Origin of the sequence: Lysobacter capsici (assembly GCF_018732085.1) — a bacterium.
In the GTDB taxonomy this organism is placed as follows: domain Bacteria; phylum Pseudomonadota; class Gammaproteobacteria; order Xanthomonadales; family Xanthomonadaceae; genus Lysobacter; species Lysobacter capsici_A.
Map to the genome: position 1 here is coordinate 4,635,598 of NZ_CP076103.1, position 22,047 is coordinate 4,657,644.

At 66.9% G+C, this 22,047-nt stretch carries 21 protein-coding genes; 3 read left to right on the forward strand and 18 right to left on the reverse strand.

The window, feature by feature from the left end:
* Positions 1–57: 57 nt before the first annotated feature.
* Positions 58–435 carry a hypothetical protein gene (locus tag KME82_RS19330; protein ID WP_215495449.1) on the reverse strand — a complete coding sequence of 126 codons (378 nt, stop codon included), beginning with the start codon at positions 433–435 and terminating at the stop codon, positions 58–60.
* Positions 432–1,376 carry a hypothetical protein gene (locus KME82_RS19335; protein ID WP_215495450.1) on the reverse strand — a complete coding sequence of 315 codons (945 nt, stop codon included), beginning with the start codon at positions 1,374–1,376 and terminating at the stop codon, positions 432–434. The genes KME82_RS19330 and KME82_RS19335 overlap by 4 nt, the downstream gene beginning before the upstream one ends.
* A 190-nt stretch (positions 1,377–1,566) precedes the next feature.
* Here KME82_RS19335 and apaG point away from each other — a divergent pair, with 190 nt between their 5' ends.
* The 3 genes from apaG (at position 1,567) to KME82_RS19350 (ending at position 3,641) form a co-directional block, all read left to right on the forward strand.
* Positions 1,567–1,953: a Co2+/Mg2+ efflux protein ApaG gene (gene apaG, locus KME82_RS19340; protein ID WP_056112969.1), complete on the forward strand. Its 387-nt coding sequence runs from the start codon at positions 1,567–1,569 to the stop codon at positions 1,951–1,953.
* Positions 1,954–1,966: 13 nt separating this feature from the next.
* Positions 1,967–2,830 (forward strand): symmetrical bis(5'-nucleosyl)-tetraphosphatase, encoded by an 864-nt coding sequence (locus KME82_RS19345; protein WP_215495455.1) that lies wholly within the window; start codon positions 1,967–1,969, stop codon positions 2,828–2,830.
* A 124-nt stretch (positions 2,831–2,954) separates the two neighbouring features.
* The gene (locus KME82_RS19350; RefSeq protein ID WP_215495456.1) at positions 2,955–3,641 is read left to right on the forward strand and encodes a DUF1287 domain-containing protein; all 687 of its coding nucleotides are present in this window, start codon (positions 2,955–2,957) and stop codon (positions 3,639–3,641) included.
* Positions 3,642–3,868: 227 nt separating this feature from the next.
* Here KME82_RS19350 and KME82_RS19355 read toward each other — a convergent pair whose 3' ends face one another.
* From KME82_RS19355 to KME82_RS19430, 16 genes are all read right to left on the reverse strand, one after another.
* Positions 3,869–5,818, reverse strand: a complete 1,950-nt coding sequence (locus KME82_RS19355) for an acyl-CoA synthetase (RefSeq protein WP_215495457.1) — start codon at positions 5,816–5,818, stop codon at positions 3,869–3,871.
* Between the two features lie 126 nt (positions 5,819–5,944).
* The gene (locus tag KME82_RS19360) at positions 5,945–6,451 is read right to left on the reverse strand and encodes a dihydrofolate reductase (RefSeq protein WP_215495458.1); all 507 of its coding nucleotides are present in this window, start codon (positions 6,449–6,451) and stop codon (positions 5,945–5,947) included.
* A gap of 44 nt (positions 6,452–6,495) precedes the next feature.
* The gene (locus KME82_RS19365) at positions 6,496–7,113 is read right to left on the reverse strand and encodes a DUF3828 domain-containing protein (protein WP_215495459.1); all 618 of its coding nucleotides are present in this window, start codon (positions 7,111–7,113) and stop codon (positions 6,496–6,498) included.
* 62 nt (positions 7,114–7,175) lie between these two features.
* On the reverse strand, positions 7,176–7,817 hold the full coding sequence (locus tag KME82_RS19370) for a hypothetical protein (RefSeq protein ID WP_215495460.1): 642 nt from the start codon (positions 7,815–7,817) through the stop codon (positions 7,176–7,178).
* A 20-nt stretch (positions 7,818–7,837) separates the two neighbouring features.
* The gene (locus KME82_RS19375; protein WP_215495461.1) at positions 7,838–8,632 is read right to left on the reverse strand and encodes a thymidylate synthase; all 795 of its coding nucleotides are present in this window, start codon (positions 8,630–8,632) and stop codon (positions 7,838–7,840) included.
* A gap of 3 nt (positions 8,633–8,635) precedes the next feature.
* Positions 8,636–9,550 (reverse strand): prolipoprotein diacylglyceryl transferase, encoded by a 915-nt coding sequence (gene lgt / locus KME82_RS19380; protein WP_215495462.1) that lies wholly within the window; start codon positions 9,548–9,550, stop codon positions 8,636–8,638.
* 953 nt (positions 9,551–10,503) lie between these two features.
* Positions 10,504–11,043, reverse strand: a complete 540-nt coding sequence (locus tag KME82_RS19385; protein WP_215495463.1) for a TPM domain-containing protein — start codon at positions 11,041–11,043, stop codon at positions 10,504–10,506.
* Entirely contained in the window at positions 11,043–11,942 is a 900-nt protein-coding gene (locus KME82_RS19390; protein WP_215499136.1) for a TPM domain-containing protein, read from the reverse strand. Before KME82_RS19390 ends, KME82_RS19385 begins: the two co-directional genes overlap by 1 nt.
* 43 nt (positions 11,943–11,985) lie before the next feature.
* Positions 11,986–13,422 carry a TPM domain-containing protein gene (locus KME82_RS19395; RefSeq protein WP_252255426.1) on the reverse strand — a complete coding sequence of 479 codons (1,437 nt, stop codon included), beginning with the start codon at positions 13,420–13,422 and terminating at the stop codon, positions 11,986–11,988.
* Positions 13,416–14,381, reverse strand: a complete 966-nt coding sequence (locus tag KME82_RS19400; protein WP_215495464.1) for a TPM domain-containing protein — start codon at positions 14,379–14,381, stop codon at positions 13,416–13,418. The genes KME82_RS19395 and KME82_RS19400 overlap by 7 nt, the downstream gene beginning before the upstream one ends.
* Before the next feature lie 123 nt (positions 14,382–14,504).
* Positions 14,505–15,134, reverse strand: coding sequence for a LemA family protein (locus tag KME82_RS19405; protein WP_215495465.1), 630 nt, complete (start codon positions 15,132–15,134; stop codon positions 14,505–14,507).
* Positions 15,135–15,514: 380 nt separating this feature from the next.
* Complete coding sequence (locus KME82_RS19410; protein ID WP_252255428.1) at positions 15,515–16,249, reverse strand: TerC family protein; 735 nt, start codon at positions 16,247–16,249, stop codon at positions 15,515–15,517.
* 127 nt (positions 16,250–16,376) lie between these two features.
* Positions 16,377–16,772 (reverse strand): diacylglycerol kinase, encoded by a 396-nt coding sequence (locus KME82_RS19415; protein WP_215495467.1) that lies wholly within the window; start codon positions 16,770–16,772, stop codon positions 16,377–16,379.
* Between the two features lie 1,245 nt (positions 16,773–18,017).
* Complete coding sequence (locus KME82_RS19420; RefSeq protein ID WP_215495468.1) at positions 18,018–19,256, reverse strand: ABC transporter permease; 1,239 nt, start codon at positions 19,254–19,256, stop codon at positions 18,018–18,020.
* Positions 19,253–19,960 carry an ABC transporter ATP-binding protein gene (locus KME82_RS19425; RefSeq protein ID WP_215495469.1) on the reverse strand — a complete coding sequence of 236 codons (708 nt, stop codon included), beginning with the start codon at positions 19,958–19,960 and terminating at the stop codon, positions 19,253–19,255. The genes KME82_RS19420 and KME82_RS19425 overlap by 4 nt, the downstream gene beginning before the upstream one ends.
* On the reverse strand, positions 19,957–21,555 hold the full coding sequence (locus KME82_RS19430; protein ID WP_215495470.1) for an efflux RND transporter periplasmic adaptor subunit: 1,599 nt from the start codon (positions 21,553–21,555) through the stop codon (positions 19,957–19,959). The genes KME82_RS19425 and KME82_RS19430 overlap by 4 nt, the downstream gene beginning before the upstream one ends.
* Positions 21,556–22,047: the final 492 nt, after the last annotated feature.

Consider the following 22,047-nt stretch of genomic DNA (forward strand, 5'->3'; position numbering starts at 1 on the left):
GGCGCAACAAGTCAGTTTTTGTTTCCACTGAACATAATGCCGTCTGGTGTCGCCGAATCAGCGGGGCAAACACACCACATGGGCGCCGCAACCGCCAACGGGTCCCCTCTGAGACCCAGGAATAGGCGTGGCGCCCAAAGAGGAAACTCTACTGTTGATGGACGCCCGTTCGGATGAGCCATCTTCCCAGACCATGGTAAATTCCGACCCGACCGGCAGACTGCTTTGCCCGGAAATCTGTCTATAACGAACCGCCGCCTGCGAGAGACCGGCTGTTCGAATTTCAGCTTCCGACGCAATGCTGGTGCCCAGCACATTGGACAGATTTCCATAATTCTCGTCGCTCGCGCGAATAATGATCGCAGCGGCCAGAACGACGCCGCTGATAAACAACAGCCCTCCAAACCACGCAGACTTTCCAATCATTCCTTTCATTTTTGCCTTCCATAACTGACTAATTGACCGGCCAACTGCCTTGCCTTCTCAAACTCCGCGGGCGGCAGCAACTCCCGTCGATAGAGGTCTTGGACAGTGCTCGACCTGCAACCCAGGCCGACGCTCACGCAGACAGTGCTCAAATACGAGCCCTGCACACCGCAGTTACGTCCCAGGTCGCAAGCAGCTAGCTGCCACGCAGCTTCAGCGCGAGTGCTGCCGGCAGGAAACGGCGCGAGATCGCTGGTGCGCGACGCCGCAACATCTCCCATCAGTTCAGCCATGGCTGCCACGGCTTCAGGGTCCTTCGATGCGAGTATCCGTCTGGCCAGGTCCGCTTGTTCTTTCGCGCCGTAGGCCGCCTCGCCCGCTACCATGCGATGGCGGAACTGCTCGGCAATCGCGGCCAGATTTCCTTGCGAAGCCGCCTTGTCCCTCATGGCCTCGACTTGCGTCAACTTCAGCGCATCGCCGTTGAAACCCGCGCAGCGCTGTGCCACGCGCGCAAAAGCCAGGGCAGTTCCCTCTCGGGCTTGTTGATCGGCTTCCAGTTTCAGCCTGTGCTCTTGATCGCGCTGAAAAGACGCCAGTCCGTTGAGTGCGACGATGAAACACTCTTCGTAAGCTTTGCCGATCAGCCGCGTTGCCGTTCCGTCGCCTCCGGCCGAAGCGGCCTGCAATTGATCCACCAACGCTCGCAAGTCTTCGCTGGCGTCAAATCTCGATTGATGGGCCATATTGACCGTAACAGGGGCAGTTGAACCCGATGGGCCCAAGCCGATTGCCTCCACTCGGGCCGGTTGCGACGACCGATTAGTCGCTGACTGTACTGATTCGGCTTTTCCCTCTTCGCTGCTCGCCCGGTCTTCAAGGCGATAGATCGCAAGGCCGCCTACCGTCACCACCAGCGTTAAAAATAGAAATAGAAAGCGACCGGACATTCGACGATTTCCGCGATTTTCTCAATGCGGACATCGTGCCCGACTGGGATTTCAAGTCAATATTCGAGTTTCAACACTTAATTTCCAATCGAGCATCACGCGAAATGCACATGGTCCCGCCCTGAATATCGGTGCGGCCATCTCGGTCACAGCCGTTCCCGTCGTCGCTCCATATGCTTAAACTGCCGCCATGGAACCGCAACGCCACGACTACGCCTTCGACATCGATGTCGCGACCCGCTACTTGGACGACCAGTCCGAGCCGGAGCAGGATCGCTATGTCTTTGCCTACACCATCCACATCCGCAACGCCGGCAAGATTCCCGCGCGCCTGATCTCGCGCCACTGGGTGATCACCGACGCCAACGGCAAGGTGCAGGAAGTGCGCGGCGACGGCGTGGTCGGCGAACAGCCCTGGCTGCGGCCGGGCGACGATTACGAATACACCTCGGGCGCCGTGCTCGAAACCAGCCTGGGGACGATGGAAGGCAGCTACGCGATGGTGGCCGACGACGGCACCCAGTTCGAAGCGCCGGTGCCGACGTTCACCCTCACCATTCCGCGCACCCTGCACTGAGCGCGGACGACACATGACTGTTTGGGCAATAGGCGACCTGCAAGGCTGCTACGACGCGACCCAGCGCCTGCTGGAACGCATCAAGTTCGATCCGGCGCAGGATCGGCTGTGGTTCTGCGGCGATCTGGTCAACCGCGGCGGGCAATCGCTGGAAACGCTGCGGCTGGTGCATTCGCTGCGCGAGTACAGCACCACCGTGCTCGGCAACCACGACCTGTCGCTGCTGGCGATCGGCGAGCGCACCGAGGAAGAGAAGCGCAAGGTCAATCCCGACCTGCAGCGCATCGTCCTGGCCGAGGACGGCCCGGCCCTGCTCGACTGGCTGCGCCTGCAGAAACTGGTGCATGTCGACCGCAAGCTCGGCTGGATGATGGTGCATGCCGGCCTCGCGCCGAAGTGGACCACCGCGATGGCCGAGCGGCACGCGCGCGAAGTCGAAGAGCGTCTGCACAGCGATCAGTACAAGCGCCTGCTCAAGAACATGTACGGCGATCGCCCGGCCTGGAATCCGAAACTCGCCGGCATCGACCGCCACCGCGCGATCATCAACATCTTCACCCGCCTGCGTTACTGCACGCCGCGCGGGCGCATCGCGTTCGAGGACAAGGGCAGCCCCGGCACCCAGCCGGTCGGCCTGTACCCGTGGTACGAAGTGCCCGGCCGCGCCGAGCGCGATCTCAAGATCGTGTGCGGGCATTGGTCGACCTTGGGCTTGTTCATCGGCCACGGCGTGCATGCGATCGACACCGGCGCGGTGTGGGGCGGCAAGCTCACCGCGCTGCAGCTCGACACCGACGAACTGCGGCTGGTGCAGGTCCCCGGTCGCGACGTGCCGGCGCATCCGCCGCGGCCACGGCCGCCGCGTCAGCCTAACTGAGCCAGGCACGCGCATGCGCCAGGGAAGGTCGCGATCGCAGCCATCCTCGTGGCCTGCACGCAGTGTGCGGCAAATCTTCGCCACACCCGCGCGAGTGGCGCGGATTTCAGTAACGGCGAAACCGATGGCGGCAACGACCTTCGCCCGAACGGTCCCTGCGTTGCTGATCGCCGCGCTCGTCGCCGCATGCTCGCAGCCCGCCTCGCCGCCGGCCGAACGCACGACCGTGAGGGTCTGGCCGGCGCCATCCGCAGAACCCGCGGCAGCGTCGCCGCCCCTGGTCGCCGCCGCGCGCGCCCAGGTCGGCGTGGTGCGGCGGTACGACCCTGCCTACGTGCAACTGGCTTATCCCGGCGGCGACGTCGCCGCCGATCGCGGCGTGTGTACCGACGTAGTGATCCGCGCGCTGCGCAGCCAGGGCCTGGACCTGCAACAGACCGTGCACGAGGACATGCGCGCGAACTTCGCCGCGTACCCGTCGATCTGGCGGGCGAAATCCACCGACCGCAACATCGACCATCGCCGCGTGCCCAACCTGCGCCGCTGGTTCGAACGCCAACGCTGGTCGCTGCCGGTCAGCACGCGCGCCGCCGACTACCGCGCCGGCGATCTGGTCACCTGGGAGCTCAACGGCGGCCTGCCGCATATCGGCATCGTGTCGGACCGCAAATCCTGGGATCGGCAGCGGCCGCTGATCCTGCACAACATCGCGCGCGGCACCCAGGAAGACGATGTGCTGTTCGATTACCCGATCACCGGGCATTACCGGCCGGTGCTGAGCGACGACGCGGCGGCGACCGCTTCGCGTTGATCGCGACAAGCCTGGACACAGACAAGACAACAGCGAAGTCGCTGCGGGGTTTTTTGTGGGAGGGGCTTCAGCCCCGACGCTTTTCTGTCAGATCATCGCGCCGGATCGGAAAGCGTCGGGGCTGAAGCTCCCTCCCACAAAAGACCTCTTGGCCGAGCCGTGAATCCGAAGCATTTCGATGCATCTTCAGCGCGGCATAGCATGCCGACCCGGCGGATTCGCTCGCCTCAACCCCGATCCACATGCAGCTCGAACGCGAACGCAAATAGCCCAAGAATCCGCTGCGCCGCCTCGGCCTGCGATTGATCGCGCAGTTCCACCTCGACCACGACCCCGCGCGATCCATCCTCGCGCGCACTCACCTGCGCCTCCACCCCGCCCGCGCGCAGCGCCTCGCCCAGGGCATCGACGATCTCGCGCTGCTTCAACGCCGGTTTGTAGATCTTGCCGACCGGCGTCAGCGGCAAGGCATCGAGCACATGGATCGCGCGCGGCACCGCGGCGCGTTCGGCCACGTGCTCGCGCGCGAACGCCAACAGCTCGTCCTCGCTCGCCGACGCGCCGGTCTGCAACTGCACATACGCCACCGGCACCTCGCCGGCATGCGCGTCGGGACGCCCGACCGCCGCCGCCATCGCCACCGCGGGATGCCGGTGCAGCGGCGCTTCGATCGAAGCCGGATCGATGTTGTGGCCGCCGCGGATGATCAGGTCCTTGCGCCGCCCGGTCAGCCAGAAATAACCGTCCGCGTCCTGCCGGCCCAGATCGCCGGTGTTGAGCCAGCGCAGGCCGTCGCCGCAGTCGATCCACACCTCGCGATTGTGCGCTTCGACTTTGTAACCGGCGAACACGTTAGGCCCGCTGATCGCGATCACCCCGACCTCGTCGACCGCGCAATCGCGCAGGTACGCGCCCGCCTCGTCGAGCAGCACCGCCTTCATGCGCTGTCCGGGCAGGCGCAGGCCGATCGAACCGATCCGGCGTTCGCCCAGCGGCGGATTGAGACTGCTCACGCAGGTCGATTCGGTCAGCCCGTAGCCTTCGAGAATCTTCAGCCCGGTGCGCTGCTGAAAGCCGCGGATGACCTCCACCGGCATCGGCGCGGCGCCGCACAGGCCGTATTCCAGCGACGACACGTCGCGGCCGGCCAGCGGCACCTGCATCAGCGCCGCGTACAAGGTCGGCACGCCGCTGAAGAAATGGATGCGGTGACGCTCGACCAGTTCCCAGAACCGCGGCACCACGCCCTCGCCGCGATAGCCCTGCGGCGTACCGAGGATCACGTGCGCGCCGCGCGAGAACGGCATCAGCCCGGTCGCCATCGCCGCGTTGACGTGGAACAGCGGCAAGCCGCAGAACAGATTCTTGTTCGATCCCATGTCGTCGCCGAAGAACTGGCCGGCGCTCCAGGCGTTGGCCACTTCGTTGGCGTGCGTGCGCACCGCGATCTTCGGCAGACCGGTGGTGCCGCCGGTGCAGAAGTAGGACGAGCGATCGCCCGGTTCGATACGGCGGCCGCTGTCGAGGCCGTCGCCATGATGGCCGCGCAACGCATTGTGGAAATCGTGAACCTCGATCCGCGCAGGCACCGCGCCACGCACGCCGCTCCAGCCGTGCAATCGCCAGCGTTCGCGCCGGCCGAGCAGTTGCGCGATCACGCGCTTGGGCCCGGGCACATGCGCGGCCAGATCGACCAGCAGCACATGCCGCAGGTCGCCGGCCATCGGCAAGGCCGCGCATACGCGCTGCCACAGATCCACGCCGGGAAACGGCGCCAGGGTCACCAGGAGGGTCGCGCCGGCCTGCGCCAGCAGCGCGCCGATCGCCTGCGCGTCGAGCAGCGGATTGATCGCCATGACGATCCCCGCGGCCTCGCCGCCCCACAGCACGAAATGGGTTTCCGGCAGATTCGGCAGCACGTAGGCGATCACCGAATCGCGATTCGCGCCGAGCGCATGAAACGCATTGGCGCTGCGATGGATCTGCCGCAGCAACTGCGCGTAGTCGTAGCGCTCGGCGCGGGCGTGGTCGGCGGTGCGCAGGAAGAACGACAGCGCCGGCGCGGCCGGATCGATCGCCGCGCCCTGGCGGATCATCTCGAGCGTGCTGGCGGGCAGCGCCGGCGGCCCCGCGCGCTCCAGGGCCTCGATATCGCGTAGGGAACCGATTCCGCTCATGCGTCGTCTCTCCTGCGCGCGAGGCGGCGACCGTCGCCGCACTCGCGTCCTCGCCACTGTGCCGCAATCGCCGATGCGCGATCGCAACGGCTTTCAAGCTTCGCCGGTGCGGATCGGCGGTGCCGCTCAGTCCATTCCGATCCGCGCGTAATCGACGAACTCGAACCCGAACTCGTTGCGTTCGTCGGCGCGATGCGACTCGCGCGAGACTTCGCGCCATTCGTCGCGATCGAAGCGCGGGAAGAACGCATCGGCGCCTTCGACCTCGGTGTCGACCCGGGTCAGGTGCATGCGCGAGGCCGACGGCAGACACAGGCCGTAGATCTCGCCGCCGCCGATCACGCACAGCTCGGCCGCGCCGTCGGCCTGCGCCAGCTCCAGCGCCTGTTCGGTCGAACCCACCGCTTCCATGCCGGCGAACGGCGCCTCGCCTGAGCGGGTCAGCACCAGGTTGCGCCGGCCCGGCAGCGCGCGGCCGAGCGATTGCGCGGTCTTGCGCCCCATCAGCAGGGGTTTGCCGAGAGTCAGCGCCTTGAAGCGCTTGAGGTCGTCGGACAGACGCCACGGCAGCGCGTTGTCGCGGCCGATGGCGTGTTTGCGGTCGAGTGCGGCGATCAGTACCAAGGCGGTCATGCTCAACTCCTGCGCTGTGGCGCCCGCGGCGGGCGGACGCCGGTTTATTCGGTCTGCTTGAGCGTATCGGACAGGCGTCCACGCACTGCGAAATCCCGGCCGTCATCGCGATCGTCGCCGTATTCGACGTCGTCGAGTTTCCAGCGCCCGTCCTCGCGCCGCATCTGCACGCGGTCGGTCCAGCGCGAGGTTCCAGCAGGCTCGGCGTAGCTGAATTCGATCTCGAAACTTTCCAGATCCGCCGCCCGTACGATGTGCTTGCCGAGTTTGAAGGCGGTCACACCGTCGTCCCTGCTGGTGAAGAAATCCCCTTCGATGTACGGCGGCTTCATGCCCGGCGCCTCGGCGATCATCCGATCGCGCTCGCGCGCGGCCGGCGCCATCAGCGCGAGCAAGCGGCTGGACAGCATCGGTTGATAGCGCGCGAGGTCTTCGCCCACCGGCAGGCCGCTGGCCTTGAGTTCCCTATGCATCCGATAGAACGCCTGCACCGCATCGGCCGCGCTGTCGCCGACCGGAGGCGGTTCCGCGATCGCTTCGGCGCGCACGCCCGGTTCGACGACGGGCGCGGGCGGCGGCGGCGGAATCGGCGGCTTCCGCTCGGTCGCCTGGATGGACACCGCGTCCTGCGCCGCGACCGCCATGTCGTCGGTCGGGCGCATGCAGCCGATCGAACCGAGGACCAGCAAGGATGCAAAGCAGACTTTCAAACGCCGTGGCATGGTCACTCTTGGCTGCGCAGCGCGTCCGACAACCGGCCGCGGGTGGCGAAATCCCATTGGCCGCCGTATTCGATATCGTCGAGCTTCCACTGTCCGTCCTCGCGCAGCATCAGCGCGCGGTCGGTCCAGTGCGTATCCGGCGTTCGCGGCTCGCTGTAGGTCAGTTCGACCTCGATGCTTTCGCGATCGGGCGCCAGCACGGTGCGCTTGCCGAGTCTGTAACCGGTCGGCCCTTCGAACAGGCTGGTGAACAGATCGCCGTCGCCGTACGGCGGTTTGTCGCCCGGATGCGCAGCGGCGAAGGCGTCGCGATAGCCGGTCGCTTCGGCGATCAATGCGAGCAGGCGCCTGGACAGCAAGGGACGGTAGTGCCGCAGCGTCTCGCCTTCGGGCAGGCCGGAGCTGCCGAACTCGGCGTGGGCGCGATAGAACGCGTCGGCGGCGGCTTCGGCGGTGGCGGCAGGATCGGCGGGCGCCGCCGTGGCTTTGGTGCGGTTCGAAGCGGACGAATTCGAAGCCGACGCACTCGCGGCAGCTGGATTCGAATTTGCCGGAGCCGCGCCCGGCCTCGCGCACCCGGGCAACAACGCCAGCATCAACACGGTGGCCGACAGTGCGCAGGTTGGCCCGAAGCTCGTGGTCATCGTTGTCTGCGTCTGGCCGATCACACCGCGATCGGCGCCTTGATCGTCGGCAACGGGTCGTAGCCTTCGATGGCGATGTCGTCGAAAGTGAAATCGAAGATGTCGCGCACCTGCGCATTGAGCTTGAGCGTCGGCAGCGCGCGCGGCGTGCGCGACAACTGCTCGCGCGCCTGGTCGAAGTGGTTGCTGTACAGATGCGCATCGCCGAGGGTATGCACGAAATCGCCGACGCCCAGGCCGCAGACCTGCGCGACCATGTGGGTCAGCAGCGCATAACTGGCGATGTTGAACGGCACGCCGAGGAAGATGTCGCCGCTGCGCTGGTACAGCTGGCAGCTGAGCTTGCCGTCGGCGACGTAGAACTGGAACAACGCGTGGCAGGGCATCAGCGCCATCTTCGGCAGGTCGGCGACGTTCCAGGCGCTGACGATCAGCCGGCGCGAATCGGGATTGCGTTTGATCTCGTCGATCACCCAGCGGATCTGGTCGATCTCCACGCCGTCGGCGCCGGACCAGCGCCGCCATTGCTTGCCGTAGACCGGGCCGAGTTCGCCGTCGGCGTCGGCCCATTCGTCCCAGATGCTGACCTTGTTGTCCTTGAGGTAAGCGACGTTGGTCTCGCCTTTGAGGAACCACAGCAGCTCGTGCACGATCGAGCGCAGGTGCAGCTTCTTGGTGGTCAGCAGCGGGAAGCCGGCGTTCAAGTCGTAGCGCAACTGCCAGCCGAACACGCTGCGCGTGCCGGTGCCGGTGCGGTCGGATTTTTCGGTGCCGTGATCGAGGACGTGACGCAGCAGGTCGAGGTAGCTTTGCATGGCTCAGCCCTTGTTCGCGGTTGCGGCGGCGTCGGCCGGTTCGGCGGTCGGCAACTGCGGTTGCAGGGTCGGCGAACGCGTCGACTGCCACAGCCAGAACAGGCCCAGCAGGATCAGCGGCGTGCTCAGCACCTGGCCCATGGTCAACCAGCCGAACGCGAGGTAGCCGTGATCGCCGATCTGCGCATCGGGCACGCGCACGAATTCGACGATGAAGCGGAAGCAGCCGTACAGCAGCGCGAACATGCCCGACACCGCGTAACGCGGACGCGGCTTGCGCGAGAACCACCACAGGATCACGAACATCGCCAGGCCTTCCAGCGCGGCTTGATACAACTGCGACGGATGCCGCGCGTAGCGGTCCAGCGCGCCGGCGGCGTACTGGGTCTGCAGCTGCTGGGTGGTCCAGTTGGCGAACTCCGGCGCGCGCGGGAAGATCACGCCCCAGCCGCCGTCGGTGGGCTTGCCCCACAACTCGCCGCCGATGTAGTTGCCCAGGCGGCCGAAGCCGAGGCCCGGCGGCACCAGCGGGGCGACGAAATCCATCACGTCGAAGAAGTGGGTGCGGTGGCTACGCGCCCACCACCAAGCCGCGACCATCACCCCGATCAGGCCGCCGTGGAAGCTCATGCCGCCTTCCCAGATGCGCACCAGCATCAGCGGGTCTTTGACGAGTTCGGCGAAGTTGTAGAAGAACACGTAGCCGATGCGGCCGCCGAGGACCACGCCGAGCATGGCGTAGAACAGCAGATCGCCGTAGGCCTGCTCGCTGACGCCGGGCAGCCGGCCGGCGCGCACGCGCTGGCGGCCGAGCCACCAGGCGCTGACGAACCCGAGCAGATACATGATCCCGTACCAATGGACTTGCAGCGGGCCGAGATGGAGTGCGATCGGGTCGATCTGGTGCAGGATGGTCATGCGGCGGGGCGGCTCGGGGGCGGATGACCGGCTTATTGTGCCCCAGGCCGCCCGCAGCCGGGGTGCCGGTTGCGGCCGCTGGGTACGGGCGCGGATCGGGTTTCAGCGTGGGTTCGGGCGGGGGTGGGATTGGTTTGGAATCGGCCTTGAGTCGGCATTGAATCGGCGCGGGTCGGGCTATGGAATCGGCCTTTGAATCGACCTGGATCGAGGCGTGGAATCAATCCTGAAATCAGGCTTCGATCAGCACGAAGGCCCTTGTGGGAGGGCTTGAGCCCCGACGCTTTTCGATCAGGCGCTGCGTAGATTCGGGCGATCCGAGCGAAAAGCATCGGGGCTTAAGCCCCTCCCACAAAAAACCTCGCGGCTTCATCGGGTCGGGCGGGATCGGGCTTCCGAACCCATCGTGAAATCAAGCCGCGATCGGCACGAAGTCTGTTGTGGGAGGGGCTTGAACCCCGACGCTTTCCGATCAGGCGCTGCGTAGTTTCGGGCGATCCGAGCGAAAAGCATCGGGGCTCAAGCCACTCCCACAAAAAACCTCGGGGCTTCATCGGGTCGGGCGGGATCGGGCTTCGGAACCCGTCGCGAAATCGAGTCGCGACCGGCACGAAGTCTGTTGTGGGAGGGGCTTGAACCCGGACGCTTTTCGATCCTGTGCTGCGTAGATTCGGGCGATCCGAGCGAAAAGCATCGGGGCTCAAGCCCCTCCCACAAAAAACCTCGCGGCTTCATCGGGTCGGGCGGGATCGGGCTTCGGAACCCGTCGTGAAATCAAGTCACGACCGGCACGAAGTCTGTTGTGGGAGGGGCTTCAGCCCCGACGCTTTCCGATCAGGCGCTGCGTAGTTTCGGGCGATCCGAGCGAAAAGCATCGGGGCTAAAGCCCCTCCCACAAAAGACCTCGGGGGTTCATCGGGGTTGGAGCTCGATCAGTTTGGCCACCGCATCGCTCACAACCGCACCGGCCGATCCGGCAACTCATTGCCCTCGCCCGTCGCGCCGCCATGCTCGCCAGCAGACGGCTCGCCCGACGACGACTCACCGAAAGATTCATCGCGCGGGAAGTGCTCGGCGATGATCTCAGACAAAGCCGCGATCCCGCCCAGCACCGCCGCCTCGGCCTCGCCCGCGGCCAAGGCCTGTTGAATACCCTCGCACACCGCCTGCCAGCGCTCGTCGCCGACCCGCGTGGCATAGCCGCGATCGGCGACGATCTCGATCCGATGATCGGCCAGCAGCAGATACAGCAGCACGCCGTTGTTGGCCGCGGTGTCCCACACCCGCAGTTGCGCGAACGCGATGTGCGCCGCGGCGCGCGCATCGCGTCCGTCGAGCAGTTCGCCCAGGCTCAGCCGCGATTCGACCGCGAAGCACAACTGGCCGCCGTGGTGACGTTCGCCGGCCGCGATCGCCTCGCCGATCCGCTCCAGGCTGTCGGCCGGAAACACCCGCCGCGACGAAGGCGCGAACAAATGGCGCAGCCAACGCATCACCAACTCCCCGAGGCGCCGCCGCCTCCGCTGGACCCGCCGCCGCCCGACCAGCCACCGCCGCCGCTGCTGCCGCCACCGCCCCAACCGCCACCACCGCTGTAGCCGCCCGAGCCGCCGCCGCTGACGAACATGCCGCCACCGCCGCCGAGCAAGCCGAATACCAGGCCGACCACGGCCGCCACCGCCACCAACCAAAACGACGACGACAACTGCCAGACCACGAAGGCCGACACCACACCCGAGATGCCGCCACGAATCAACGCCGGCAGGCGGCGGATGAAGATATTCAAGATCCCGTTGGCGAAACTCGCCACGACGAACACCAGGATCAGCCCGCCCATGCCCGAGGCGACCGCCTGGCCCGCGATCGGTTCGTCGCCGGCCAGCGGCGGCGGCAAGGGTTCGCCGTCGATCAACTTGGTCAGCATCGCGGTGGCGTCGGTGAGGCCGCCGGCGTAATCGCCTTCGCGGAATTTCGGGGTGATGTATTCCTGGATGATGCGTCCGGCCTGGGCGTCGGTGATCGCGCCTTCCAGACCGTAGCCGACTTCGATGCGCACGCGCCGGTCGTCCTTGGCGACCACCAGCAAAACGCCGTCGGACACGCCCTTGCGGCCGAGCTGGAACTGGTCGAACGCGCGCACCGCGTAGGAATCGATGTCCTCGGGCTGGGTGCTCGCGACCATCAGGATCTGCAACTGGCTGCCCTTGCGCTGCTGCAGCGCGCGCGCCTGCGCATCGAGCTGCGCGCGTGCGCCGTCGTCGAGCGTGCCGGTGGTATCGACCACCGGCGACTGCATCGCCGGGATCGCCGCCAGCGCCTGCGCGAATGCGCTGCCCATCGGCAACAGCAGGCACAGCGCAAGCAGCAGGCGCAGCGCGAACGCCGCCCGCATCGTGCGGCCGATCGAACGGTCGTGGCCAGTCAGCATGATGTGTTCACCATGATCCGCTCGCGCCTCCGCCGCCGCTGCGTCCGCCGCCGCCGGACCAACTGTCGGAGCTGTCCGAACTGCTGGAGCTGCCGGAACTGGAGCCCGAGCTGGAACCCGAACTGCCGGAACTGGCGGAAACCCCGGAATAACCCGACTTGCGCGATTTCTTCTTTTTCTTCCTGCGCGATTTGCTGGAACGATGATGCCCGATCGCCGAGGCCTTGCCGCGCGAGCGCCCCCAACCGCTGAGGTTGGGGTGGAACAGGAACCAGAACACCCACACGAACACAGTCAACACACCGAACACGATCGCCGACGCGGCGTTCAAACCCGGCTCCATGCCGAGCCCGCGCTGGGCGCCGGGAATGAGCGTCCAGGCGTACGCGCCCAGTCCCAGGATCAGCGCCAGCCTGATCGCGAAACCGAGCCGGCTCTCGCCCCAGGCCACGATCGGCGGCGCCAGCAGTGCCGCCAGCAACGGCACCATGAGCGCCTGCAACAACAGGCCGATAAAAATACCGGGCAGATTCGGCGCATGGCCCTGCCAGACGAACACGATCGCGATCACGAGCGCCACCGCGATCGCGAACCCGGTCATCCCGACGCGCAACCAGCGCTGGCTCGGCAACCAATGGCCGATCGCGATACCGGCCGCGGCGAACTGGGCCGCATGCATGACCGAGCCGTTGCCGCTCACCAGCCAAGCGAATACCAGCGGCAACGCCAAGGCGACCGGCCACACCGCCGCGCGCGGCAATGCGCGCGCGCGGCCCATCGCGGCGACGCCGAGCGCGAACACGAACGCGAACGACCACGACGTGTCCTGCCGCCGCCAACCGAGCCAATCCGCCGACGCGTCCGATCCGTCCTGCTGGGCGGACACCTGCGGCGGCGGCGGCGCCGGCAAGGCTTCGTTGTCGATCAACGCGGTCAATGCGGCCGTCGCCTGGCGCAGGCCGGCGGCGTAATCGCCTTCGCGGAAGCGCGGCCCGATGTAGTCGCTGATGATCGTCGCGGCCTGCGCGTCGGTAATCGCGCCTTCCAGGCCGTAGCCGACTTCGATGCGCACGCGCTTGTCGCCCTTGGCGACCACCACCAGCACGCCGTCGGATACGTCCTCGCGGCCGAGTTCGAACTGCTCGAACGCGCGCAGCGCATACGAATCGATGTCCTCGGGCGCGGTGCTGTCGATCATCAGGACCTGCAGCTGGCTGCCCTTGCGCTGCTGCAACGCGCGCGCCTGCGCCTCCAGTTGCGAACGCGACGCCTCGTCGAGCGTGCCGGTGGTGTCGACCACCGGCGACTGCATCGCCGGAATGGGCGCCAGCGTCTGCGCGAATGCGTTCGCCATCGGCAACAGCAGCCACAGCGCGAACAGCATCCACGCCAGCCGCCGCGCGCGGTCGACACCCATGCGCGCAGCGCGCCGCGCGATCACCATGATCCACTCGAGCCACTGCCGCCGCTGCGCCCGCCGCCGCCGGAATAACCCGAACTGCTGCTGGAGCTGCTGCTGGAGCGACTGCGACGACGGCGGCGGTCGTCATCGTCGTCATCGCGCGAACCGCCACGCCGGCCGCCGTCGCCGAACGCGGTGAAGAAGGTGAAGGTGGTGGTGAGGTAGGAGATCAGCGCCAGCGGCATCCAATGCTCCCAGTTGGCGTCGCTGGGCATGTTCGAATACGTCATCACCAGCGCCCCGGCCGCCGCCGCCGCGACGATCGCCCAGCGTCCGAAGAACGCCAGCGGACCGCGCCGCCACGCCGCGCGCATGCCCAGCAGCGGCACCACCACGAACGGCAAGGCGAACAGCGTGCCGAAGATCGACACGAAGACCAGCAAGGGCTTAGGCATGCTGTTGTCGGGTTCGGGCAGCGGCGTGCCGTCGACCAGGCCGATCAGCGCGTCGCTGCCGCGCAGCAATCCGCCGCCGTAGTCGCCGTCGCGGAACGCGGGCGTCAGGTACTCGTTGATCACCTGGGTCGCGGCTTCGTCGGTGACCGTCTGCTCCAGACCGTAACCGACGTGGATGCGCATGCGCCGGTCGGTCTTCGCCACCACGATCAACACGCCATCGTCGATGTCCGCGCGTCCGGGCTTCCATTGCTCGAACACGCGCTGGGCATAGGCCTCGATCGATTCCGGGCCGGTGCTGTCGATCATCAACAGCATCAGCTGCGCGCCCTTGCGGCGTTGCAGATCGAGCGAACGTTCGCGCAGCGTGGCCTGGGTCGCCGCGTCGAGGGTGCCGGTGGTGTCGGTCACCGGCGAGGTCAGCTTGGGAATCGCGCGCAGCGGCTGCGCGGCGAGGTTCAGGCCGGCCAGCGCCAGAAGCAGCAACAGCGCGAACCGCGCCCACGTGCTGCGTGCGCGCCGGCGCGAACCGCGCAGCGAATTCATGACGGCAGCTTCGAAGCGGTCCATGCCCATCAGCGGTGCCCTGGGGCGCCGCCGCATTCGCGCTCGCCGCTCAGGGCGTCCGCGGCTCGCCATCGATGCGCGCGAACGCGCGGCACGGCCGGCTCAGCCGCCGGCCGAGGGCGGCGCGGGTGCCGGGGCAGGCGCCGGGGCGGCGGCCGGCTGGCCGAAATCGACCTTCGGCGCTTCCTGGATTTCGGCCGCGTTCTGCACGGTGAAATTCGGCTTGGTCGCGTAGCCGAACATCTTGGCGGTGAGGTTGGTCGGGAACTGGCGCAGGTAGGTGTTGTAGTCCTGGACCGCGGCGATGTAGCGCTGGCGTTCCACGGTGATGCGGTTTTCGGTGCCTTCCAGTTGGGTCTGCAGGCTCAGGAAGCCCTGGTCGGCCTTGAGCTGCGGGTAGTTTTCGCTGACCACCAGCAGGCGGCCGATCGCCCCGCGCAACTCGCCCTGGGCCTGTTCGAACTGCTGCAGCGAGGCCGGATCGTTGGCGTTGACGTTGATGCTGCCGACCTTCGAACGCGCTTCGGTCACCTGCACCAGCACCTGCTGCTCGTGGCTGGCGTAGCCCTTCACCGTCGCGACCAAGTTCGGCACCAGGTCGGCGCGGCGCTTGTAGACGTTGAGCACCTGCGACCAGGCGGCGGTCACCGCTTCGTCCTTCTGCTGGATGGTGTTGTAGCCGCAGCCGCTGAGCACGACGGTCAAGGCAAGCACGATCAAGGCTCGGAACATGGCGCGACTCTCCCGCTGGATGACGGCCGCATTGCAGCACCGGGCGGGGATCGGCGCAATGGTCGCGGTGTGATGACGCCGGGCGGGCGGCCGCGACCTTGGCGAGCGGTCGTTGCGGCGAGGTGTTTTGTGGGAGGGAGCTTCAGCCCCGATGCTTCCGGCTCAGATCGCCCGAAACCACCGTAGCGCTGATCGAAAAGCGTCGGGGCTGAAGCCCCCTCCCACAGAAGCTCCCTCCCACAAAAGACCTCGAAGCTGCATCGGAATTGAAACACCCTTGCACCCCGGGCCTCGACGCTCGACCGCGCCTGGCTACCACGCCGGCCACAAAAAAGGCCGGCGATCGCTCGCCGGCCTTTCGGGTTCGCAAAGCGCCGCGCTTACTGCGCGCTCAACCGCCGCGAAGCGCGCTTCTTGGCCCACAGGTTCAGGCACTCGACCAGCGCCGAGAAGCCCATCGCGCCGTAGATGTAGCCCTTCGGGATATGCACTTCCAGGCCGTCGGCGATCAGGTACACGCCGACCAGGACGATGAAGGCCAGCGCCAGCATCTTGATGGTCGGGTTGTTGTCGATGAAATGGCCCAGCGGCTTGGACGCCAGCAGCATCACGCCGACCGCCAGCAGGATCGCGGCGACCATCACCGGGGTGTGGTTGGCCATGCCGACCGCGGCGATCACCGAGTCGAGCGAGAACACGATGTCGATCACCGCGATCTGCGCGATCACCGCCATGAACGACGCCGCCGGCTTGGTGTGCACGTCTTCGGATTCGTCCTCGCCGACGATCAGGTCCTTGACCTCCATCGAGCCCTTCACCAGCAAGAACGCGCCGCCGAGGATCAGCACCAGGTCGCGCACCGAGATGCCCTGGCCGAGCACGGTGAACAGGTCGCTGGTCAGACCGGCCAGCCAGGCCAGGGTCAGCAGCAGCGCGATACGGGTGATGCAGGCCACCGCGATGCCGAACTTGCGCGCCTTCTCGCGGCTCTCGTACGGCAGCTTGCTGACCGCGATCGAGATGAAGACGAGGTTGTCGATACCCAGCACGATTTCGATCGCGCTCAGGGTGATCAGGGTGATCCAGACTTGCGGATCGGTGAGCAGTTCAATCACGTGCGGCATACCTCAAGGTGTAGTGGGAAGCCCGCGGCTGGGTCCGCGGAGGGCGCGCCGCGAGGGCGGCCCGGTTGCAACGGCCTGCGCCGTTCCGCGATGGGCGATGCGGTCCGTGCGGACGCGCTCAGCCCATCAGGTGGTGCCACAGCCGCGGGCCGAGGATCGCGGCCCAGGTCAGCAGCACGTTCATCAGCAGCACGAACACCGCGGCCGAGCCCATGTCCTTGGCGCGTCCGGCCAGTTCGTGGAACTCCGGGCCGTAGCGTTCGATCACCGCCTCGACCGCGGAGTTGAGCAGTTCCACGCTCAGCACCAGCAGGATCGAGCCGATCAGCAGCGAGCGTTCGACCCCGGTTTGCCCGAAATACCAGCCGATCGGGGCCAGTACCACGAACATGTACACCTCGAGCCGGAACGAGGACTCGTGCAGCCAGGCCGCGCGCAGGCCCTGGAACGACCAGGTCGCGGCCTTGAGGATGCGACCGGGACCGCGCGGCTTGTGCCCGTATTCGTCAGCCACGGGCACGCTCCAGGTCGGCCGCGGGGCGGATTTGATCGGGGCACTCGGGCGGAGACGGCTCGAAGGTCGGCATGGCGTGCGGGTCTCAATCGTGCGGGCCGGGGCCGGCCGGGCGCGGCCGGGGCCGCTACAGGGCGGAGATTTTGCCACAAGCCCGGCGGGGCTGCCCTTGCGGCGGGTTTGTTCGCGGCCGGGTCGGTGCCGGGCCGGTGGGCTGGCGCGGCTGGATTGGTGGCGCTTGGGGACCGGGGGTCGGGCTGGGCGTTGCACCTGTCCGGCGGGGCTTGGGGCGATTCGGGGTTTATCGCAGGGTCGGGTTTGCGCTTGGGCGAGGTTTGTTGGGTTGCCGATCTTCGATGGGCGGGTGATTCAAACCTGTCGACGAGGCAGCCGCATCGCCGCCGCCGCAGGAGCGGCGCAAGCCGCGACCGCGCCATCGCGGCTACCTCGCAATCTTCGTCGCAATTGCGTTCCCGCGGTCGCGGCTTGCGCCGCTCCTACAGGTAGGCCATGCGGCTTTCGCCTGAAGTCGGATTTCATTTCCAGCGCTGCGAGGCTTGTAACTCGCGAGAACAAAAGCACACCCGGAGGGCGGCGCACATGGATGTGCGCCGCGCGCCACCGGGACAGGATGTCCCGTGTGGCGCGTGCCTGCGCCTGCAACGATCGTGCGGGCCCTTGATTAAAGAAAAAGCGTTTTTCTTTGGTTACCTTTCTTTTGTCGCTTTTGACAAAAGAAAGTAACTCGGCCGCTTGCGGACGAAAGCTGTTGCCTTTGTCTCAAAGGCTCTAGAGCTCTAAAGCTTTAGGAGCTACCAGCAGGATCAAAAGCTTCCGCCACTAAAGCGGCGGGTCACTTTCTTTTGTCAAAAGCGACAAAAGAAAGGTAACCAAAGAAAAACGCTTTTTTGTGGATCAAGTGCCCGCAAGTGCGGAGCTGACGCAGGCATGCGCCATACGGGACATCCATGTCCCGATGGCGCACGGCGTGCATCCTGCACGCCGCCCTCCGGGTGTGCGTTTGCTAACGCGAGTTAAGGGCTTCGCAGCGCTGGATGAACTGCAAGACTTCAGGCGAAAGCCACATGGCCTACCTGTAGGAGCGGCGCAAGCCGCGACCACGAAAATACGACCACGGCGTAAATCTCGACGTTATCGCAATGTCGCGGTCGCGGCTCGCGCCGCTCCTACAGGGGCTGCGGCGGGGCTACGCGGCCACCGGCGCTTCGAACGCGCGACGCCCACTCACTGCTGCCGCAACGCCTCGATCGGATCGAGCTGCGAGGCCTTGCGCGCCGGGTAGTAGCCGAAGAACAAACCGGTCGCGATCGAGAACCCCGCCGCCAAACCGATCACCTGCCCGTTCAAGGCGACCGGCAACGCGCCGAACTTGCCGACCAGCAGGGTGCCGGCAATCCCGATCGCGATGCCGATCGCGCCGCCGATCAAGGAAATCAACATCGCCTCGGCCAGGAACTGCGACTGGATGTCGCGCGGGCCCGCGCCGACCGCCATGCGCAGGCCGATCTCGCGGATGCGTTCGGTCACCGACACCAGCATGATGTTCATGATGCCGATGCCGCCGACGATCAGCGAAATCGTCGCCACCGCGCCGAGCAGCAACGACATCAGCCGCGTCGTCTGGGTGCGCGTGGCCACCACTTCGGCGATGTTGCGCACGGTGAAATCGTCGTCGCCGCCGGGCTGGATCTTGTGGCGCTGGCGCAGCAGCGCTTCGATCTGCTCCTGCGCGTACGACACGTCCTCGGCGCGGCCCACGCCGACCGCGATCTGCATCACCGCGCCGTTGGGCAGGCCCATCGCGCCGAGCAGGCGGCGACGGCCGGTTTCCAGCGGCACCAGCACCACGTCGTCCTGGTCCTGGCCGAAGCCGCCCTGGCCCTTGGGCTTGAGCGTGCCGATCACGGTGAACGGCACCCGGCCCAGGCGGATGGTCTGGCCGATCGCGTCTTCGTCGCCGAACAACTCGCGGCGCACGCTCTCGCCGAGGATCACCGACTTGGTGCCGCTGCCGTAATCGCGCTGTTCGAAACTCGATCCGCCGGCGATCACCCAGCCGTTGATGTCGAAGAAATCCGCCTGCACGCCCTGCCACTGGGTCGACCAGTTGTTCTCGGCGAACACCGCCTGGGTGCCGCCGCGCAAGGATGCGGCCACGTACTGCACCTCGGGCACTTCGTTGCGGATCGCTTCGCCGTCGTCCTCGGTCAGGGTGAAGAAACTCGACGAACTCAGGCGCACGCCGCCGGTGCCGCGCCCGCCGCCACCGGAACTGATGTCGAGGCGATTGGAGCCTAGGCCCGAGACCAGCTTGTCGATTTCCGACTGAGTGCCCTGCCCGACCGAGACCATCACGATCACCGCGGCGATGCCGATGATCACGCCGAGCGAGGTCAGCGCGCTGCGCATCCAGTTGCCGCGCAAGGCGAAGATCGCGGTGCTCAGCACTTCGAAGAAATTCATGCGCCGGCCTCCTGCACGTGCAGCTCGCCGTCGCGCATGACGAAGATGCGGTCGGCGTGCGCGGCCACGTCCGGGTCGTGGGTGATCAGCACCACGGTGTGATCGTCGGCCTGCAGGCGCTTGAACAGGGCCAGGATTTCCTCGCCGGTGCGGGTATCGAGCGCGCCGGTGGGTTCGTCGGCGAGCAGGATCGGCGGGCGGTTGATCAGCGCACGCGCGATCGCCACGCGCTGCTGCTGGCCGCCGGACAGTTCGCTGGGACGGTGGCCGGCGCGCGCGCCCAGGCCGACCGATTCCAGCGCTTCGTGCGCGCGTTGCAGACGTTCCTCGCGCTTGATGTTGGCGTAGCCCATCGGCATCGCCACGTTTTCCAGCGCGCTCATCCGCGGCAGCAGGTTGAAGCCCTGGAACACGAAGCCGATCTTGTCGCGGCGCAGGATCGCGCGTTCTTCTTTATCGAGCGTGGCCACGTCGATGCCGTCGCACAGGTACACGCCGCGGGTCGGCGTGTCGAGGCAACCGATCAGGTTCATCAGGGTCGACTTGCCCGAGCCCGACGGGCCCATGATCGCGACGAACTCGCCGCGCGCGATCGACAGCTCGACACCGTGCAGCGCGATCACTTCGGCCTCGCTGCCCGGCGAATAGACCTTGCCCAGATCGCGGGTCTCGATGACCGCGGTGGCCTCAGCGGCGCGACTCATTTCGTGCCGCGCCCCGTGCCGACCACGACCTCGTCGCCCTCGGCGATGTTGCCCGAGACTTCGGTCCAGCTGCCGTCGCTGGCGCCGACCCGCACCGTCACCGCCTGCGGTTCGCCCTTGACCAGTTTGTACAGCGGCACGCGGCGCGCGCTGACCAAGGCCGCGACTTCACTGTCCCATTGGCTGCGCTGCGCCTCGCTGAGCGATTCGCGGAACGCGCCGAACTGCTGATTGAACCGTTCCAGCATGCGCTGACGCGCGGCGCCGGAGATCGCGCCGCCGCCGCGGCTGGCGTTGCGGTTGTTGCTGCCACCGCCGCCACCGCCGCCCGGGCCGCGACCGCCGCCCATGATGATCGGCGCGCCGCCACCGGGCGGTCCGCCCGCGGCGCCGCCGGCCGGGGCCGCGGTGCGCGCGGCCATGCGCTGCTTCATCTGTTCCAGCGCCGCGTCGAACGCGGCCTGCTGGTTCGCATCGAGCTTGAGCTTGGCCGCGACCGCCGGCAGATCGTTGCCGAGTCCGCCGCGCGCGCCGCCGGGACCCGCGGCCGCACTGGCCGCGGCCGGGTCGTCGTCGGCCGGCTTGTAGCGCAGCGCGGCGTTGCCGACCCGCAGCACGTCGTCGCGATGGCTGACTTCGATCTCGGCGTTGGCGGTCATGCCTGGCAGCAGCACGCCGTCGGGGTTGTCGACCGCGACCACCACCGGGTAGGTGATGACGTTGCTGGTGTTGGTCGCCGACAGCCGCACCTGCTGGACGCTGCCGCGGAACTTGCGGTCGGGGAAGGAATCGACGGTGAAGTCGACGCTTTGGCCCGACTTGACCTGGCCGATGTCGGCTTCGTCGATCGCCAGCACGATCTCCATCTTCGACAGGTCCTCGGCGATCTGGAACAACACCGGCGACTGCAGGCTGGCGGCGACGGTCTGGCCGGGCTCGATGGTGCGGGTCAACACCACGCCGTCGACCGGCGCGCGGATCACCGTGCGTTGCAGGTTCAGGCGCGAGGTCTGGGTCGAGGCGATCTGCTGGTTGATCTGCGCCTGCGCGCCGGCGAGCTGCGCGCGTGCCTGATCGCGCGCGGCGCGGGCGAGGTCGGCGTCGCTGCGCGCGACCAGCTGGTTCTTGGCCAGTTCGGTCTTGCGCTGGTAGTCGAGTTCGGCGTTGCGCAAGGTGGCCTGCGCGGTCGCCAGGCCGGCGCGGGCGTTGTTGACCTGGGCGGTGCCCTGGGCGATCTGCGCCTCGTAGGTGCTCGGATCGATGCGCGCGATCACCTGGCCCTTGGTCACCCGATCGTTGAAGTCGACCAGCACGTCGGTGACCTGCCCGGAAATCTGGCTGCCCACGTCGACGGTGGAGATCGCCGACAGCGCGCCGGTGGCCGAGATCGCCACCCGGATGTCGCCGCGTTCGACCTTGGCGGTGCGATAGGCGCTCGCGGCCTGTTCGGCATTGCGCTGGCGGTAGAAGTACCAACCGCCGCCGGCCACCGCCACCACCACCACGGCGATCACGATGCGCTTGGGCCAGGGCGACCGGCGCGGGCGCAGGGTCTTGTTCGGGCTGGACGGGGAGGTCGGCTTGGCTGCGCTCATGGAGTTCGGTTCGAAGGCTATGGAGGCGCGAACGCGCGCGGCTGAATGGGGTTGACACTTGTCGCGCCGGAGTTGACCGGGTTTGGCGCGGTCGGTTCAGTTTCGTTGGCGGGACTTGGTGGATCGGGCGATGGGTTGGCTTCGTTGGCGATGGGGTCTGTCGCGGGGCATTTCTAATCGGATGCCAGGCGGCAATGAAGCGTCGCACAGCGGGCGCGCGTCGTGCATGCCGGCGCGACCGCGGCGGCGCTTGTGGGAGGGGCTATTGCCCCGACGCTGTTCGATCAGCGGCGACACAGCTCACGGCGGTGGAATCGATCGAGATCGGTCAAAAAAGCGCCGGCCTCATGAAATCAATGGAAAGCCACAACTGCCTCGGAAACCTCGAAGTCTCTTGAGTGCCTTGGGAGCCCCGAAGTCTCCGTGGGAGGGGCTATTGCCCCGACGCTGTTCGATCAGCGGCGACAGAGCTCATTGCGGTGGGATCAATCC